Source organism: Nitratidesulfovibrio vulgaris str. Hildenborough (genome assembly GCF_000195755.1).
GTDB classification, from domain to species: Bacteria; Desulfobacterota; Desulfovibrionia; order Desulfovibrionales; family Desulfovibrionaceae; genus Nitratidesulfovibrio; species Nitratidesulfovibrio vulgaris.
The window spans coordinates 2,742,905-2,758,362 of the sequence record NC_002937.3 but is presented as its reverse complement, the minus strand read 5'-3'; the positions used below and the strand labels follow the sequence as shown (position 1 = coordinate 2,758,362).

19 protein-coding genes are annotated in these 15,458 nt (G+C 64.6%); 7 read left to right on the top strand and 12 right to left on the bottom strand.

Going from position 1 to position 15,458, the window contains the following annotated elements; all coding sequences use genetic code 11:
* Window positions 1–71 precede the first annotated feature (71 nt).
* From DVU_RS12390 to DVU_RS12375, 4 genes are all read right to left on the bottom strand, one after another.
* Window positions 72–515 carry an alanyl-tRNA editing protein gene (locus DVU_RS12390; RefSeq protein ID WP_010939911.1) on the bottom strand — a complete coding sequence of 148 codons (444 nt, stop codon included), beginning with the start codon at window positions 513–515 and terminating at the stop codon, window positions 72–74.
* A gap of 65 nt (window positions 516–580) precedes the next feature.
* The gene (locus tag DVU_RS12385; RefSeq protein ID WP_010939910.1) at window positions 581–1,315 is read right to left on the bottom strand and encodes a lipoprotein; all 735 of its coding nucleotides are present in this window, start codon (window positions 1,313–1,315) and stop codon (window positions 581–583) included.
* A gap of 21 nt (window positions 1,316–1,336) precedes the next feature.
* A complete protein-coding gene (locus tag DVU_RS12380; RefSeq protein WP_010939909.1) occupies window positions 1,337–2,077 on the bottom strand; it encodes a hypothetical protein in 741 nt (246 codons plus the stop codon).
* A gap of 352 nt (window positions 2,078–2,429) precedes the next feature.
* Entirely contained in the window at window positions 2,430–2,732 is a 303-nt protein-coding gene (locus DVU_RS12375; RefSeq protein WP_010939908.1) for a TIGR03905 family TSCPD domain-containing protein, read from the bottom strand.
* A 231-nt stretch (window positions 2,733–2,963) separates the two neighbouring features.
* On the opposite strand from DVU_RS12375, the gene DVU_RS12370 reads away from it, so the two are divergent.
* The 3 genes from DVU_RS12370 (at window position 2,964) to DVU_RS12360 (ending at window position 7,066) form a co-directional block, all read left to right on the top strand.
* The gene (locus tag DVU_RS12370; protein WP_223295103.1) at window positions 2,964–4,043 is read left to right on the top strand and encodes a hypothetical protein; all 1,080 of its coding nucleotides are present in this window, start codon (window positions 2,964–2,966) and stop codon (window positions 4,041–4,043) included.
* Window positions 4,044–4,208: 165 nt separating this feature from the next.
* Window positions 4,209–5,834, top strand: a complete 1,626-nt coding sequence (locus DVU_RS12365) for a cache domain-containing protein (protein WP_014524542.1) — start codon at window positions 4,209–4,211, stop codon at window positions 5,832–5,834.
* Window positions 5,835–5,896: 62 nt separating this feature from the next.
* A complete protein-coding gene (locus tag DVU_RS12360) occupies window positions 5,897–7,066 on the top strand; it encodes an HlyD family secretion protein (RefSeq protein ID WP_010939905.1) in 1,170 nt (389 codons plus the stop codon).
* Window positions 7,067–7,188: 122 nt separating this feature from the next.
* On the opposite strand, the gene DVU_RS12355 is transcribed toward DVU_RS12360, so the two are convergent.
* From DVU_RS12355 to DVU_RS12345, 3 genes are all read right to left on the bottom strand, one after another.
* Window positions 7,189–8,322, bottom strand: a complete 1,134-nt coding sequence (locus tag DVU_RS12355) for a glycosyltransferase family 4 protein (RefSeq protein ID WP_010939904.1) — start codon at window positions 8,320–8,322, stop codon at window positions 7,189–7,191.
* A 187-nt stretch (window positions 8,323–8,509) separates the two neighbouring features.
* Entirely contained in the window at window positions 8,510–8,719 is a 210-nt protein-coding gene (locus DVU_RS12350) for a hypothetical protein (protein ID WP_014524541.1), read from the bottom strand.
* Between the two features lie 78 nt (window positions 8,720–8,797).
* Window positions 8,798–9,532 carry a S24 family peptidase gene (locus DVU_RS12345; protein ID WP_011791726.1) on the bottom strand — a complete coding sequence of 245 codons (735 nt, stop codon included), beginning with the start codon at window positions 9,530–9,532 and terminating at the stop codon, window positions 8,798–8,800.
* 845 nt (window positions 9,533–10,377) lie between these two features.
* Here DVU_RS12345 and DVU_RS12335 point away from each other — a divergent pair.
* Window positions 10,378–10,797 (top strand): hypothetical protein, encoded by a 420-nt coding sequence (locus tag DVU_RS12335; protein WP_223294653.1) that lies wholly within the window; start codon window positions 10,378–10,380, stop codon window positions 10,795–10,797.
* Window positions 10,798–10,823: 26 nt separating this feature from the next.
* Window positions 10,824–11,120: a hypothetical protein gene (locus DVU_RS12330; RefSeq protein WP_011791730.1), complete on the top strand. Its 297-nt coding sequence runs from the start codon at window positions 10,824–10,826 to the stop codon at window positions 11,118–11,120.
* Between the two features lie 240 nt (window positions 11,121–11,360).
* Here the strand turns inward: DVU_RS12330 and DVU_RS12325 are convergent, their stop codons facing one another.
* Window positions 11,361–12,236, bottom strand: a complete 876-nt coding sequence (locus DVU_RS12325) for a lipoprotein (protein ID WP_010939899.1) — start codon at window positions 12,234–12,236, stop codon at window positions 11,361–11,363.
* Window positions 12,237–12,324: 88 nt separating this feature from the next.
* Window positions 12,325–12,810, bottom strand: coding sequence for a hypothetical protein (locus DVU_RS12320; RefSeq protein WP_223295102.1), 486 nt, complete (start codon window positions 12,808–12,810; stop codon window positions 12,325–12,327).
* A 103-nt stretch (window positions 12,811–12,913) separates the two neighbouring features.
* Between DVU_RS12320 and DVU_RS12315 the strand changes: the two genes are divergently transcribed.
* Both DVU_RS12315 and DVU_RS12310 read left to right on the top strand, forming a co-directional pair.
* Window positions 12,914–13,492 (top strand): tetratricopeptide repeat protein, encoded by a 579-nt coding sequence (locus DVU_RS12315; protein WP_010939897.1) that lies wholly within the window; start codon window positions 12,914–12,916, stop codon window positions 13,490–13,492.
* A gap of 11 nt (window positions 13,493–13,503) precedes the next feature.
* Window positions 13,504–13,881: a hypothetical protein gene (locus DVU_RS12310; RefSeq protein ID WP_010939896.1), complete on the top strand. Its 378-nt coding sequence runs from the start codon at window positions 13,504–13,506 to the stop codon at window positions 13,879–13,881.
* Between the two features lie 42 nt (window positions 13,882–13,923).
* On the opposite strand, the gene DVU_RS12305 is transcribed toward DVU_RS12310, so the two are convergent.
* From DVU_RS12305 to DVU_RS12295, 3 genes are all read right to left on the bottom strand, one after another.
* Window positions 13,924–14,130: a hypothetical protein gene (locus DVU_RS12305; RefSeq protein WP_010939895.1), complete on the bottom strand. Its 207-nt coding sequence runs from the start codon at window positions 14,128–14,130 to the stop codon at window positions 13,924–13,926.
* Window positions 14,131–14,317: 187 nt separating this feature from the next.
* Complete coding sequence (locus tag DVU_RS12300) at window positions 14,318–14,953, bottom strand: terminase small subunit (RefSeq protein ID WP_014524538.1); 636 nt, start codon at window positions 14,951–14,953, stop codon at window positions 14,318–14,320.
* Window positions 14,950–15,297, bottom strand: a complete 348-nt coding sequence (locus DVU_RS12295; RefSeq protein WP_010939892.1) for a hypothetical protein — start codon at window positions 15,295–15,297, stop codon at window positions 14,950–14,952. The genes DVU_RS12300 and DVU_RS12295 overlap by 4 nt, the downstream gene beginning before the upstream one ends.
* Window positions 15,298–15,458: the final 161 nt, after the last annotated feature.

Genomic DNA, 15,458 nt, shown 5'->3' with positions numbered 1-15,458 from the left:
GACGTTCACACCCCTGTGGACGGCCGAGACGGCAGGTCGCCGATGCACAGCGGCAGGGGCGAGGGAGGGGGCTATGAAGCCGCGTCGAGTCTGAAGCGCAGTCGCAATACACCGTCGTTCAGGTCGTGCGAGATGATGCGAAGTGTTCCCACTTCGAGCGTGTTCGCCACGTGGGGGCCGATGCACGGGCAGGCGTCATGCTCACCTACGGAGATGACACGCACGGTCTCGCCCGCATCGGCGGGAAGGCGGGTCAGGTCGAAGCGGACGGCCGCCTCTTCGCGCGAGAGGAAGGTCTCGACGACAGGTTGCCCGCTTTGCAGGATGGCGTTGACCCTCTCTTCGACGAGGCGCGCCTCGGCATCGCTGAACACCCCGTCGAAGTGGTAGTCGCATTTGGACTTCTTGGGGTTGATGTGGGCACTGAAGCAGCGTCCGCAGCCGAAGGTGGCGACCATGACCCCGTTGAGGACGTGTTCGGCCGTGTGCATGTCGGTGGCGTAGTCCTTGCCCATGATTGCTCCTTGCATGAACGCGGTGTGGCGCACCCCGGAGAATGCGCCACACGAGTGTCGTACGGTCAGTTGGCGAGCGACTGCTCTTCGACTCGCCTGTCCTCGTGCACGCCCCCGGTCGGGGCGGGGCTGCCGGGCGGCAGCGTCACCTGGTCGCCGGGGGTGGCGTCCACATAGGGGTGTTCCGGGTCGAAGCCGAGAACATCCTTGCGCGCCTTGCCGGTGACTAGGACGCAAGTGCCGTCCTGACAGTCGTAGATGGCGATGATCTTGGGTTGCAGTACCCCTTCGGCCGTGACGTTGTCGACCGCAAGGTAGTAGTCGCGCGGGCCGTTGCCCAGCAGGGGCTTCACCCGGCAGACAAGGAGCCAGTCGTTGACCCCGTCGCCGTTCCAGTCCGTGACGGCGATGATGGAGACGGTGATGATATCCATCCCCTGCGCCATGACGAAGCCGCCCTTGCCGATACGGACATCGTCGCGCGGCGAGGCCGAGGCGGCGAATGTCTCGGGGGTGAGGCCGCCGGTGGCGGCGTCGGGCATCCTGAAACGGGTGGAGAGGCGCTTGTAGAGTTCTTCGCCGAACGAGGCCGGGCGGTATTCGCCGTGGCTGTTCATGGGCAGGCCCGGTTCATAGGCCCCGTTCTCGTCGAGGAGTCCGCGTCGGACGAGTTCGGTGCGCAGGCGGGTTGCCATGGTGGAGAACTCGTCGGGGCGAAGCACCTCGACGGGCTGCTGCATGGCGCAGCCCGACAGGACGAGGGAAAGCAGCATGATGGCTATGCGATGCGTTGTGCGCATGGGATGGCTCCGTTGAGAGGCTTACCGGGGGGCCGAGGCAGGACGCCCGGCCGCAGGCAGGATGCGGTCGTTGAGGATGCCCGCCACGTAGTCGCGAGCTTCCCCGGCGGGGATGGAACGGGCTGCCAGTCCTTCATATTCGTCGATGGCGAGCAACTGTGCCTGCAACAGGCCGCCCTTGGGCTGCGGGTCGGTGATGACGAGCCAGAAGGCCAGGCGCAGGGTACGGTCGTGCGGCGACTGCTGCGTATGCAGGACGAGCCAGTCGCGCACCCCGTTGCCGTTCCAGTCGGCGGTGGCGAACACCACATAGGTGCATTCGAGGTCGTCTGTCCGCCCGGTGTAGGCCGTCTTGTCGAGTTGGACGGTCTGCCACGACGGAGCGAGATGTGTGCGTTGCGAGTCGTTGGTGAAGCCGGTCAGCAATGAGGGGAACGAGCGCAGGTCGAGCCGTTGCCGCAGTGCCTGACCATAGTCGTCGGGACGCCAGTCACCGGCGGCGAAGGTCTGTTGTTCGGCACTCTTGAGCTGTGCGGGCGTGAGCCCCGCCTTCGCGCAGGCCTCGGCGTGGCGGCCCATGAAGGTGGAGAGCGTATAGGCGTCGAACACCTGCACCGGAGTGCTGTCGTCATACACACGCGCAGGTGCGGATGTCTCGAGATGGCGTTCGGGGCCGCTCATGTCGGCCACACAGGCGTTGAGAAGCAGCAACAGGCAGAGGGCCGCGACCCGGATGGTGCGGCAGTGGAGGCAGGAAGGCATTTCGTACTCCTCGATGGGGACACCTGACAGACGCGTGGATGCGCGTTGCCGCAGTGCCGGACGGGTGCCGGGACTTCTGCGGCGGGGTCATTCGCGTCTTATGTCTGCGCGCTGCGGGTGTCAACGGTATCCGGGGGTGTCCTGTCGTGCCGGCGCGTCATCCCGGGGGGCTTGGTCGCGTCCGTACCGGGGCTGGTCAGGCATGAGGGCGTCAGCACGTCGCCACGACGGGGTTTCGCGAAACGAGGCATCGTAGGCCGATGGCGGGTGGCACACAGAAACGCGGCCCGCCCCGGTCACAGGGCAGGGCCGCGTATGTCACGTCTGTCTAGGCCCAGGAGGCAGGAAGAGACTAGAGGCCGAGGGGGCGCAGGCCAAACGAGACGGGCTGCGCCGGGCGGGTGGGCTGTTCTCCGGCTTCGACCTGCGCGAGTATCTTCGCAAGCTGGTCGGGGCACGAGGTCGGCTTGTTGCCGCAGGTGATGCCGGAGAACTTTTCGATGACAGCCTCCACGGGCATTCCCTCAAGCAGACGCGAAATGCCTTCAAGGTTGCCGGGACAGCCACCGGCGAAGCGCACATCGTGGAGAAGGCCGTCTTCGATGGAGAAGCTTATCTGTTTGGCACATACGCCCTTGGGTACATACTGATGCATGGGAAAAGGCTCCTTTCATCTGGTTGCGGCAGTTGCCGCGTGAGGTGCATGGATAGGGTCCACAGGGCGACTTGTAAAGCCCCGGAGTTGGCTGTCCGCACGTCTCGGGCTAGCAAGACGGATAGAAAAACGGCATGATGCAGGGCGGTTGTAATGCCGTGCTGTCATGTCCTGACGATGAAAAGCGTGTGACATCCCGCAAGGGACGAATCGGGAGGAGCAATGGGTTTCATGCGCGTATCGCAAGATTCCGCAGGGGTGATGCGGCTGGTGCCCGGCCCCGAATACAAGGCGGCCCCGGGCATGGCGTTGCTTCTGTCGTCGATGTGTCTTGCCGGGGCGGGGCTTGTCATGGGGGAAGACGCCCTTGGCGGTGTCTTTCTGCTTGTCGCGTCGCTGATGCTGCTGCTTGTGGTCGGCCTGTTGCGGGCACGGATGCGCGACGTTGTCTTCGATGCCATTGAAGGGGCTGTCTATCTGCTTGGCCGCAGAAGGGCCGACGTGGCGCAGGTGCCCCTGTGCGAGGTCGCGGCGTTGCGCACCATGCGTGTCGGACGGGGCGGGAGGCACTGTGAACTTGCGCTGGTCTTGTGCGATGGTGGCTGGATAGGGCTCGACCGTGGTTCGCGGCAGGAACCGCTGACCCGTCTTGGCGAGTCGCTTGCGGCACATATGGGGCTTCCGTTCGAGGCCGGTGGAGGGCCCTCATCCGGGACGCCTCCGGGGAAGACGGCTGCGGCAGGGGGGGAGGCCGTCGGCGACGGAACCGTGGCGGCATGTCCCGGGGTGCCCCGGGAACCTTCTCCGGGGTCTGCATTGGCGCAGGACGCCAGAGGGCGAAGCTGGCAATGGTCGGTCTCGCCCGGAGGTGCGGCATTGGGTCTGATGGCTTTTGTCAGCGGTGCGCTTCTGTGCGTTGTGGGCTACGGTTTGTCGCTGATGCTTGCAGGCGGCTTTGTCGAAGGTCTTGTCATGGTCTTCGTCGGAGGCTTCTTTACCTATGTGGTCATGGGGCGCCTTTTGCGCGGGGTCTTCGGGGGAGGCTGGCTTGCCGTGCGCGGGCGACTGCTGCAGGCGGGCGAGAGGCTCTTCGACCGGAAGCATACGCTCTGGGAGCGGGAGTTCGATGATGTTGAAGGCTTCCGGGTGGCGATGCCGATACTCGGCCCGTCCCGCCTTGAGTGTCTGACGACGCAGGGCGAGGTGTTGCCCGTCATCGTCGTCACGCCGGGCCTCTCTGCCGTGACCCCTGGCGATGTCCTCTGGCTGGCGGCCCGCTTGCGCCAGATGGCAGCCCGTCGCGATGCCTGATGTCGTATTGCGGGCGTGCCTGCCACCTGTGCCCTTGCACGTTTCTTCTGTTTGAATCCCTGAGGCCGAAGCGGCCGGGGGCCACCGGCTTTTCGCGCCGCACTTCCTTCATCGACCGCTATCTGTCACAATGGGGTACATTCTGAACGCAATGGAGTGTACCCCATGTTCTCAGGCATACGCGGCAGGCTCTTCGTCGGATTTCTGGCCGTCTTTCTGCTGGCAGTGGCGGGCACGGCAACCTACAGCTACATGGGCATGCGTCGCGTCATGGACAGGGAGGTGCAGTCGCGTGTCGAGGATACGGCACAGAGTATCCAGACCGTGGTGCGACTTGCGGCCGACCTTTCCGTGACGAGTTACCTCCGGGCCGTTTCCGAGAAGGCCCTCGACATCGTCTCCACCTACGGGGCACTCGCGCGCACCGGCCGCATGAGCGAGGAAGAGGCCAAGGCGCAGGCCGCGCGGATGTTGCTGGCACTTCGTGTGGGAACATCAGGCTATGTCTATGTCATCGGGTCGACCGGCGTCATGCAGGTGCATCCGCAGGTGCCGCTGGTGGGGCAGAATCTATCAAACTACACGTTCGTCCAGGAACAGTTGCGCCGGCAAAGCGGCTATATACAGTATGAATGGCGCAATCCCGGCGAAAGTCGGCGGCGTCCCAAGGCCTTGTACATGGTCCGTTACGAGCCATGGGACTGGATCATCAGCGCATCGGCGTACCGTGATGAATTCCGGGATCTTGTGGATATCAATGCCTTCAAGGACACGGTGCTTTCGTTCCGCATCGGCGAGACAGGCTACGCCTACATGCTCACCGGGGGAGGTGAACTGCTCATCCACCCATGGCGGGACGAGCACACTGGGCAGGATTGGCGCGACGGTTCGGGGCGACGTTTCGTGCAGGAGATGCTCGAACGGCGTGAAGGGCGAATCCGTTATACATGGAAGAACCCCGGTGATGGCAGCTTCCGCGAGAAGGTGGCTGCGTTCACCTACATGCCCGAATATGACTGGATCGTGGTCGCATCGGGCTACATGGACGAGTTGCAGGCTCCGGTACTCGAGTTGCGCAACGTGACGATGGTGGCTGTGACGGGGGGCGGGGTCATGCTTGCGCTTCTGGGCTGGTGGTGCGTGGCGGCTGCCCTCGGCCCCCTGCGAAGGCTGGCCCATGCCGTCCGGCGAGGGGCGGAGGGCGATCTTGCCGTGCGCTTCGTGCCGGAGGGGCAGGACGAGGTGGGCCGCCTCGCCGATGATTTCAACCGGCTCATGGGCAACCTCGAGGCCCATACGTCCCGTCTTGAGGACAGGGTCCAGGAGCGTACCCTCGAGCTCACACGCCTCAACGCCGCCTATCGTGAAGAGATAGACATGCGTCGCGAGGTGGAGGGCAAGGCGAGGCATCGCCTCGAATTCTTGCGGTCGCTCATGAACGCCGTCCCGTGCCCCATCTTCTTCCGTAACAGGGAGGGGGCGTTCATCGACTGCAACGACAACTTCGCCGAACTGGTTCTGGGTGTCGACATTGCCGAGGTGGCGGGCAAGCGGCCCGAGGATTTTCCGGGAGTGTATCTGCCCATCTACCTTGAGGAGATGCGTCGTGGCGAAGAGCTTCTCTGGCGTGATGGCGGTGTGCAGAGCATGGATGTGCGCATTGTCTGCGGCGACGGGCTGGAGAGGCGATTCCGGGTGTCGAAGCGACCCTTCGTGAGTTCGGAGGGCGAAGAGGGGTTGCTGGGGGTCATGGTGGAACTCCCCCCGTGCGACGCGGAAGAGCGGGCATGAACCGTGCATCCGCCAGTTGTGTTGCCGTGTGGGCGGCATAATCTTCCTCCCCGGACGGATGCATGAGAATCGCGAATCTTCTGGCTGCCGGTGTCTGCATCGCAGCGTTGGCGGCAGGTGTATGGCACTATCATGACATGGGGCGCGTGGTGCTTGAAGAACCCCGTGTGGCAGGTGTGGTGCGTGTCGTCGACGCGCCGGCCGCGTCGGTCGTCGGGCCGTTGCGTGTTCGCGAGGGCGATGTCGTGGCCGCGGGCGACGAGTTGCTTCGGCTTGCCGTGCCCGCGGGAGTGGGGGCGGATGCCATGCCCCATGCCGCCGGTGCCAGCCATGAGATGCGTGAACGCGAGGCACATGCGGCATGGCAGGCTGCGTCGAAGGTGGAAGAGGGGGTGAGGCGGCAGCTTGAACTCCGGTCCACAGAACACGCCCGCGCCCTTGTCGTGTTGCGTGGGATGCGCGCCGATGCCTCGGTTTCGTATGCCGCTCTTCAAAGGGCCGAACGCGATGAGCGCGAGGCGCGAAAGGCCTACGACGCCGCCCGCAAATCGGCAGAAGATGCCTCGAACCTGCGTGCCGAGGCAGAAGGTGCGTGGCGTTCCCTGCGGGAGGGGCGACAGATGGCCGTGGCCACTTCGCCCGGTGCAGAGATGCGCCCGGTGGTGCATATCATCCGCGCCGATGTGGCGGGCATCGTGACCCGGACCCTTGTACGCGAGGGGGGCGCGGTGGCTGCGGGCCAGCCGTTGCTGGAAATAGCCTCGTCGAATGCCGCCGACCTCTGGGTCGTCGGACGTGTTCCGCTGGGGCGTGAGGCGTCCATACGCAAGGGGATGGTGTGCAGCGTCAGGCTTGAGGGTATCAAGGGGGAAATACGTGGGCGGGTGGTGTCTCTCGAAGACGGCCCTGGCGGGCGCCTGTCCGCGGAAACGTCCGCGAACTCCCGGTTTGCGGTGGTGCCCGGTGTTCCCGTCGCTCAAGGTCCCGTGCAAGCGGACGACGGGGGGGTCTCCCCCTCGCGCTCCGGTGCTGGTGCAGACCGCAGGGCCCGTGGGGGGGAAGGCAGCCGTGGGGCCGGGGTGTGGGCCCGTGTCGTGCCTGAACCTGCCGAGGTTTCGCAGGGGCGAACGGCAGGGACGACTTCACCGCAGTTGCGCTACGGGCTGGCTGTCGACGAGGCCGTGGTGCTGGTACGCGAGTCCTACCCGGACGTGACCGCCAACGCGCGCTGAAGCGTTATCCGTCCCGTTGTCCCGCCGTGCCGGCTACGCTGGCGAGGGCGACACGGCGACGCGCAGAGGGTGCGGCGCAGGGGCCGTTACGGCACCGGGCGGCGGGGCCCGGCGCAGGCAGGTCATCCGCGTCGGATGCCGGACTCCATCTCACGCTCTATCCGTTCCACCCATGCCGGTATTCCGGCTTTCACGTCTTCGGGCCATGCGAAGCCCTCCGTCCGTTCCTCGCTGGCAAGGGCTGCAAGGCGGGCCGCGAGGTCTGCCGGGTCGTCGGGCGCATCGGTCACCCATGCTTCGGGGAGGAAACGGCTTGAACCGTTGCGCGTGGTGGACAATGCAGGCGTGCCACAGGCGAGGGCTTCGAGCACAGCGTTGGAGCAGGCGTCATAGAAGGTGTTCAGCGCGAACACGTCGATGGCGTTGTAGAACGCGGGCATGTCGTCGACACGGCCGAGGAAGCGGACCCTGTCCGACACGCCAAGCTTTCGCGCGACATCCATGAAGGGCCCCGGATTGCGGCCGCCGGCCACCAGCAGCATGAAGTGGGGCGGCAAGAGGCTCAGGGCATGGATGAGGTGACCGACGCCCTTGAGGATGAAGTTCGAGCTCGCCGTGCCGATGGCGACGTGCCCTGCGGGGATGCTGAACCGCTCGCGACAGGCGGCACGCCCGGTATCCGGCGCGGGAGTGAACCGTTCCAGCTGCGGACGGTTGTAGATGACCTCGGGCGGTGTCGCCGCCAGGGACGGAAAGGCCTGAAGCGTCCATCCGCGCACGGCGTCGGAGACGCATATGATCTTGCAGTGCCCGTCATACTGGCGGCGCTCGATGATATGAGTGAGCCAGTTGTAGGGGCTGAGATGGCGTGTGAGGCACTTGAGCGTGCGCCGCGGCCCTTTGGGCCATGCCTCGCCGGAGAGTTGCCAGAATGTGGAGAGGGGGCCGCCACCCACGCGCAGGATGTCCTGTTCCCACGTCTTGCCGAAGCTCACCGTGAGGTCGTAGTCGCCTCGTCGGCGCATCCGTTCGGCCTGCACCAGATAGTGCAGGGCCTTCAGGACCTTGAGCCCGCCTTTCCGCCCGACCACCACGGGCCGGACTCCCGCCGGGGCTTCGCCCTCCTTGCGGGCGCAGATGAAATCCACTTCGTGTCCTCGCTGGGCCAGTGCCTCTGCAAGGTGCCATGCGAACTGTTCCACGCCGCCGTAGCGTCCAAGCCGCGGTAGCAGCAGGGCAATGCGTCGCCGGTTCACGATGTGTACTCCTTCGGTGGTTGTGCAGGGCCCCGCGTTCCAACTGGTCGACGGCAGCCTCAGCGCCGTGTCTGGCGGGGCCTTGCCGTGCTGCAGACCGGTCTGTCGGGCCGTACACGGTGCAGCAGGCTGCCGCTTCTCCTCTGCGGGTCATGCTATGCCCCGGCATGGCGATTGGCAACGGTGTTCATGGCCGTTCGACGTGCCAGAGTCTGTAAATCGCGGCATCGGCGTCGGTATCGGTGCTGGCGTCTGTCGCCCAGCGACAGGCATCGTCTGCCGAGGCGCAGGGCTCATAGTCCACCTGACCATGGATGTCGACGATGCGGATGACGAAGGGCGCCAGGGAAGCGTCAGCGGCAGGCAGCGGGAAGGCTGCGGACGGTGTGCTGTGCATGTACAATCCTCCGGGAATGGATGTCAGGGAGGTATTGCACAAAATGTGCGAAAAAGTCAGGGCAGGTCGACGGGCCGGTCACAACTCCTTGCCTGCCCAGAGTACGCGCCCGATGACCTCCCAGTCGAGGTTCTCGTCGCGCGGGTCGATAGAGATGTCCTGATAGGCCAGCTCACGGTTGTCGCCCCTGAAGTGATAGCAGCCGGGGGTGCGCGCGAACCGTTTGACGTAGATTTCGTCGTGCACCCTCACCACATAGACCCTGTCTTCCACAAGGTGCACATCGCGCTCGTTGACAAGGACGAGGTCGCCATTGTGCAGGGTGTTCTCCATGGAGCGCCCTGCCACTTCCATCATGCGCAACCCCTCGGAAGTGGGCGTCTTCTGCAGAACCCAATCCAGTCTGAACGCATAGCGGGTCTCGGCGCGGGCGCTTGTTTCGAGCGACCCGCCCCCGGCACTGGGACGCGCCTCCGCCTTGTCGACGAAGACGAACTCCTCGGTGAGGCGGTCCGTGTCGTCGGGTTGCTGTGGGGCATAGGAACCGGGCATCCGCTCACGCAGGGCCCGCCAGTGCGGTTGCGGTGCACTGGGCGAATAGCCCTGTCGTGAAAGGTGCTCCAGATGCTCCGAGAGTCGGTTCAGGTTCGTGCGACTGGGGAATCGCTCGCCGTTCTTCCATGCATAGACGGTGCGCTCGCTCACACCTGCAATGGAGGCGAGCGCACGCACTCCCCCGACGAGGGCTATGGCCTCGGCGATGAACTGCTGGAGCTCGTCGCCGTCGGTGACGGTGGCTTCGTGCTGGTTCATGTGCGGAAAGTACCACATTTTGTGTAGTTGTCCAGACAAAATCCCATAGCAAGACCTGTATCTTGACGTTTGTGTGCGAAATGTGAAATACGTGTGCGGACGACGCGTCGAGACGTTCGACCTGTTACCGCCTGCGGGCGCAAACGGAAAGCATATGGAATACCGTGGGAGACATGACGAGACTGGATGGGGGGAAGGCCTGCGCTGTGACGCGGGCGAGACCGGCAGGGACGTTGCCGGTATGATGCACATCGAGGTCGGAGAACATCGACGCCTGCTGGGCCTTTATTACGCAGTCTATGCAGAACATGAGGACCCGACACAGGAACGTGTCCGGGCGCGTATGCGTGCGCTGGAGGCGTGCAACCGGTACTATGAAGGGGGTGGGGCATGTCGCTCGTAACATGCAGGCATTGTGGGAGGAACTTCGATGTGCGCCCCGCGCGTCTGGCCGCCGGACGCGGTGTCTATTGCTCTCGCCAGTGCATGGCGGCACACAGGGCGCAAGAGACCGTCGAGGCGCATTGCGCCTATTGCGGGCGGCCCTTTCCCTCCGCCCGTCCGCGGCGGCGATTCTGTTCACGCAGTTGCGCGGGCAGGTCGGCGCATGCCGCGGGATTCGTGACACGCACCTGCAAGGTGTGCGGCCGGCCCTTCACGCCAGCTTCCATGCAGGACTCGTGCTGTTCGCCGTCCTGCGAGGCGGCGCATGCCCGTGCCTCCGGCCGGGGGGCCCTGTTCGACGACCCGTGGGCGTCAGGGGCCATTCCCCCTGACAGGTATGACCGCGATTTCTACAGGATACCGGATACTGTGCTCGGATTCTGATGCCAGACTGCGGAGGCATGCGTGAAGACAGCTGCGATGCGAAAAGTCAGAAGGAGGTCATGGAGATGAACAGCGTGACGCTGGTCGGGCGTGTTGTGACGGTTGCGACCGGATACACCCGTACCGGTGGAGGGGAGGCCATGTTCATGCTTGAAACCTCGGGGCAGGATGAAGGGGCTGGCTATCATGCCATCGTGCTTGATGCCGGACTTGAGTCCCGTTGTACCCATATCGTGCATGCAGGAGGCACGGTACGGGTCGAGGGGGTGCTGTGCGCGTGCCCACCCGGGCGTGTTCGCGCACGAATGGTGCTGGGTCTGTATCCTGCCGGTGGAGGAGACGGGCAGACCGCCCCGGCTACGGCCGCCTCCGTTGGGATGTGGCGGCAGGACGGGGCCGATGGTGCGGTGGGCGGTGCGACGGATTGGGTACAGTAGGGCTGTTCAAGGAGGAGGCGTGAAGCATGGACTATCGTGAAGGAACGAGGGAAGAGGCGAACCGCCATATGGCAGCACACTACGGGCGCAATGACAGGGGGGGCTATCCGTCGCCCATGCGCTCCTGCCGGCCGGGTGCGGCCGGGAGGGAACCTGTGATCCTTGTGGGGCTTGATGCCATCTGCGGCGCAGTGGGTGCAGGGCAGATAGCCGTCAAGCGCTGGATACGTGACGAAGGGTTTCCGGCGCGACGCTGTTCCGACGGGAAGTACCGGGCCGACCCGGAGAGCGTGCGAAAGTGGTTCGGCCGAGAGCGGGGCTAGCGCCTCTGGCGCTTCATGACGCCCGGCGAATCTGGGAAAGGCGGGGGTCGTCCCGCCTTTTCCATGCTTCGACGGCCAAAAGGCGGTCGAAAAACCCTGTCAGGCTGGTGCTCGCACACCGTGTGTGAACGGTCCTTCCGTGCGGTTGCGCCGGACGGGACGATCGTCGAAGGCTGCCAGCCGTGCCACTGAGGGCGTCATGCAGAAAGGCGGGATTCACTCCCGCCTTTTGTGTCGCGTTCAGTCGCCCCGCGGCGTGACATTGAGCTCTTCGTCGATGGTCACACGAGTGCTGGTGCTGATGCCCATCCAGCGGGCCGCTGCGCTGATGAGGTGCGGCAGGATGGGGTCGATGGCCGACCGCTGGCTGTCGCTGCTGACGACGACCCGCCAGAGGACCTCACCGCCGAACGGGGCAAGGCCTGCCTCGTCTGTTCCTGAAACCGTTCCTGAAGCGGACCCGGCAGGGGGAAGGGGGGTGACCGGCGTGCGCCCCCTGCTTGCCGGTGTCAGATTGGGCACGGGCAACGGCGGGGCATACGGGGGACGGGTGTAGTCGGGGGACTGCGACGTCGCCTCCGGACTGGCGGGTGTGTCGGTCGCAGTCGGGGGGATGTCGGGCTTGGTCTGGCTGCGGCGACGTGCTTCGAGGACGAGTTCATGCTGATAGACGTTCTTGATGGTCCAGCCCTCGCCATACCCCACACCGAATCCGCCGTAGCCTGCCCTGCCGTACGCCCCGGACATCTGGCGCGCCCAGCCGAACGGGCTGGACAACGAAGGCGTGGGGCGGAGGGGTTCGCGTGTCTCGTAGGGGCCGTGCGTGGCCCATGAGACCCTGACGGCCATCTCTGCCTCGTTCTCGTTCTCGACGGGTCTGAACCCCTTGCCTGCGAGGGCCGCTCGCACCCTTCCACTCGCCTCTGCGAAGAGAGAGGGCGGAATGCCAGCCATGCCCGGTCCGGGCAGGACGATGCATGTCTGCCCGGAGACGGTGTAGCCGGGGGCGGATACGGCAAGGACATCGGCCTTGACGCGAGGCGCGCAGCCCCATGCCGTGAGCATGAGGGCAACGAGCACGATATGGACGTGAAAGCGGATGGACGCGGCTTGCATGGTTCCTCCGTGGAATCATGACAATAGGCGCAGGTGCGGGCGGCGTCCAGATGGGCAAGCCCCTCATGCGAGGGTAGACGGCGGCGGGTCAGCCTTCGGTCGTCTGCATCCCGTGGGCCGCAAAGGGCTGGCCGGATGTCCCGAACAGCCCCACGTCGGCACCGAGGCGCGATGCCATGCCGATGGCAGGCAGGCGCAGCCAGTACCATTCGCTCACCAGCGTACCGTCGTTCGGGTGCCATTCGCCGTCTGCCTCGAAAGCGGTCATTACAGCGGCAAGCGGTTCCGGTATCATCTCCGGTCGACATGATACGGCATGTGCCCGCGCGAGGAGGGCCATATCCTCGAAGAGTGCGAAGAGTGCTTCTTCGCGTGGAAGGGAGCACAGTGCGTCGTGAAAGTGCGGCATGAACCACGCAGGCAGCCATGCTGCGGCCCGGTGTCCTTCAGCGCCTGTGGCCCAAGGGAGCATGGCCGCACAGAGTCTGGGGCGAGGGCCCGCAGATGATTCAAGGTGGCGCAACGCCGTATCGAGTGTATTCCCGGTGAGGTGAGGCGTGTGTGTCGTGTCCATGCGACATGAATAGCATGGTCTATATCCAATAACAATACTGATGGGTGCTTGACCATGCCGCCGCACTGTGTTCAGGGTCGACGCATATTCATGGAGGTTGCGGATGCCCTTTGTCCTGCGCTGTCTGCTCTGTTGTACATTGTTCGTTCTTGGAGGCTGTGCCGCCCACGAGGCACCGCTTGCCCCTGTCAACCCGATGGGCCTGTCGGGGAACGTCGCGCCCGAGGCGGAGAAGAACTACGCCCTTGCCCGCGTCCTGTGGGGGAACAGCGAAGTGTGCTCCGACCCCGTACAGGCGGTGGCCTACCTCGACCGTGCCATAGCCGTGCAACCCGATTATGCGGCCGCCTACCAGCGGCGGGGACTGGCCTACAGTGAGATGGGCCGGTACGAAGAGGCCTTCGAAGACCTCACCAAGGCGCTTCGCCTCAAGCCCGGTGTCGAGGCCTACACCTACCGGGGGCTGGTTTCCATGCGAATGGGCAATCTCATCGGTGCCCGCAAAGACCTCGACCATGCTCTGGAACTCGATTCCGGCTATCATCGGGCGTGGAACTTCAGGGCGGCGGTACGTCTGCAGCAGGATGACACGGCGGGAGCCTGCGCCGATTTCGCCAAGGGCTGCTCCAAGGGAGACTGCACCGGGATGGAGTCGGCGCGTGAGTCCGGAATCTGCAAATGAGGAGGACGGGGATGAAGCGGTTGGCGTCGCTGGCGGCAACCTTCGCGTTCTGTCTGGCCGCATGGCCGACGCAAGTCGAGGCCCGCGTTCCCGAAGACAGGCTCGCGGCATGCTCTGCCTATGCCCAGCTTGAACTGGCCAGCATGTACGGTGCACCTGTGTCGCTGACACTCTACAACGACGAGAACGCGCGGCTTGTCGAGCGTGGTGAAGTCGTGGACGGGCTCTATCTTCGGGAACAGGTGGAGATCGACGGACTTCTTCGGTTGCCGGACGGAAGCGAGCAGCTGGTGCACTGTACCTGCGGTCTTACAAGCCCGGGAGAACCTGTGGGGCTACGGTGTGTCCCTCGTTCGCAAGGTACGGTGCAGGGGGGGCAGAGGCGTTGAGGCGCAGATCGGAATAACGTGCAGAATCGCAGGTGCGCAGGGTTAGCCGTACCAGTTCTCGATGAGGCTCAGAACGCGCTCTTCTCCGAGAGTGCCGCGTAACAACGGCCCATGCCGACGGAAGCAGTCGAAGCAGAGCAGCCTGTCTTCGACATGGTGGAGTTCCCGGGCCCGTTCGTTGTCTTGCAGGTCGTTGTAGCGTCCGCATGAACAACAGGCTTCCTCTTTTTCCAATGACTTGTCGTACATCGTCTTGCCTCCTGAACAACAAAGCCGCTGCCGCGACGAGGCTGCGGCGGGTTCACTTCATCATACAGATGCTAGTGCCTCCTGTCTGTGACGACCATGATTTTCGAAGGGCCGACGCCTCGGCCCTTCGAGTCTTCTGGAATGCCGGGACGATGGCGCTTGCATCTTCCTGCGGCGTGCATCCGCTTCATGGCAGCGCGCCGTATACCCCCCTGTCTGCCAGTGATTCGCCGGTATCCGTCTCTTCGTCGGACGTGCCGAAATGCCCTGCATCTTCGGAACCGTACCCTGCATACATCGAGTCGATGCGCTGTCTCAGTTCTTCGGGAATCATGGGTACGGTCGCCCCGCCTTCATTCGCCGCCCCGCCGAACATGCCGAAGTGACGACCGAGCATTTCCAGTGCCTTGAGTTTCGAGTGCAGTTTGACGTGCACTCCTCCCTTGCCGGACGACGCTTCGCGGATTTCGGCGATCATGGATGCCTGTGCCCGTGTAAGCCGTGTGGAGTCGTGCAGGCGGATACCTTCGGCCGACCACGAGCAGACGTCGGAGAGGACACCGAAACCGATGGCGGCAAGCTCCTGTACGACCTGTTCAGGTGAGACGTCGGGCGTGCCGTGTTCCGGGGGGGCAGCCTCCACCCCTGATTCTGCGAGTGCACTCCGTATGGCAGGAGACTGCATGAGCCTGTGGCCCGTCCTCCTTGCCGTGGCGGGTGCGTAGCCTGCCTGTAACGCCGCCTTCTCGGGTGAAAGCCCCGACCGTACTGCCGCCACGAAGTCTTCCTGCCGTGCCCGAAGGTTCGGTGCGCGCTGCTTCATCTGCCGTCTCCGGTCATGCCTTTGCGCAGTTGCCGCATGTCATCCCTGAGTGCCGCCATGGTTTCCTGAAGTGCTTCAAGCCGGGCGTCGATGCGTGCGACATGAAGGCTGGTGGCGCGTGCGTCACGCATCTCGGAATCGAACGCCGCGGTACGGGCTTCGATGGTCTCAATCCGTGTTTTCAGCGTGGCGCCGAGGGTCGCGGCGCTTATGATGCCCGTGACGATGGCGAGAATGGCGGGCAGGGTGAGGCTTCTGTCCAGCCTCCAGTCGTGGTTGGCGCCGTTCACGAGTGCCTCCATGATAGTGCGCGGGTCGAGGTGCGAGGGGCGTTGCCCTGACATGAGTGTGCCGTCCGTAACGGGCGGGAGTCGGCGCAGTTGCCTGCCTCCGTTCTTGTGACACGCATGGCGTCTCCTGACGTGTTTGTTAGCGAGGATGATGGTGCCCTTGCCGTGCGTGCATAGCTACGGCATGGTGGCAGGTCCGTTCCGGTCGCAGCGAG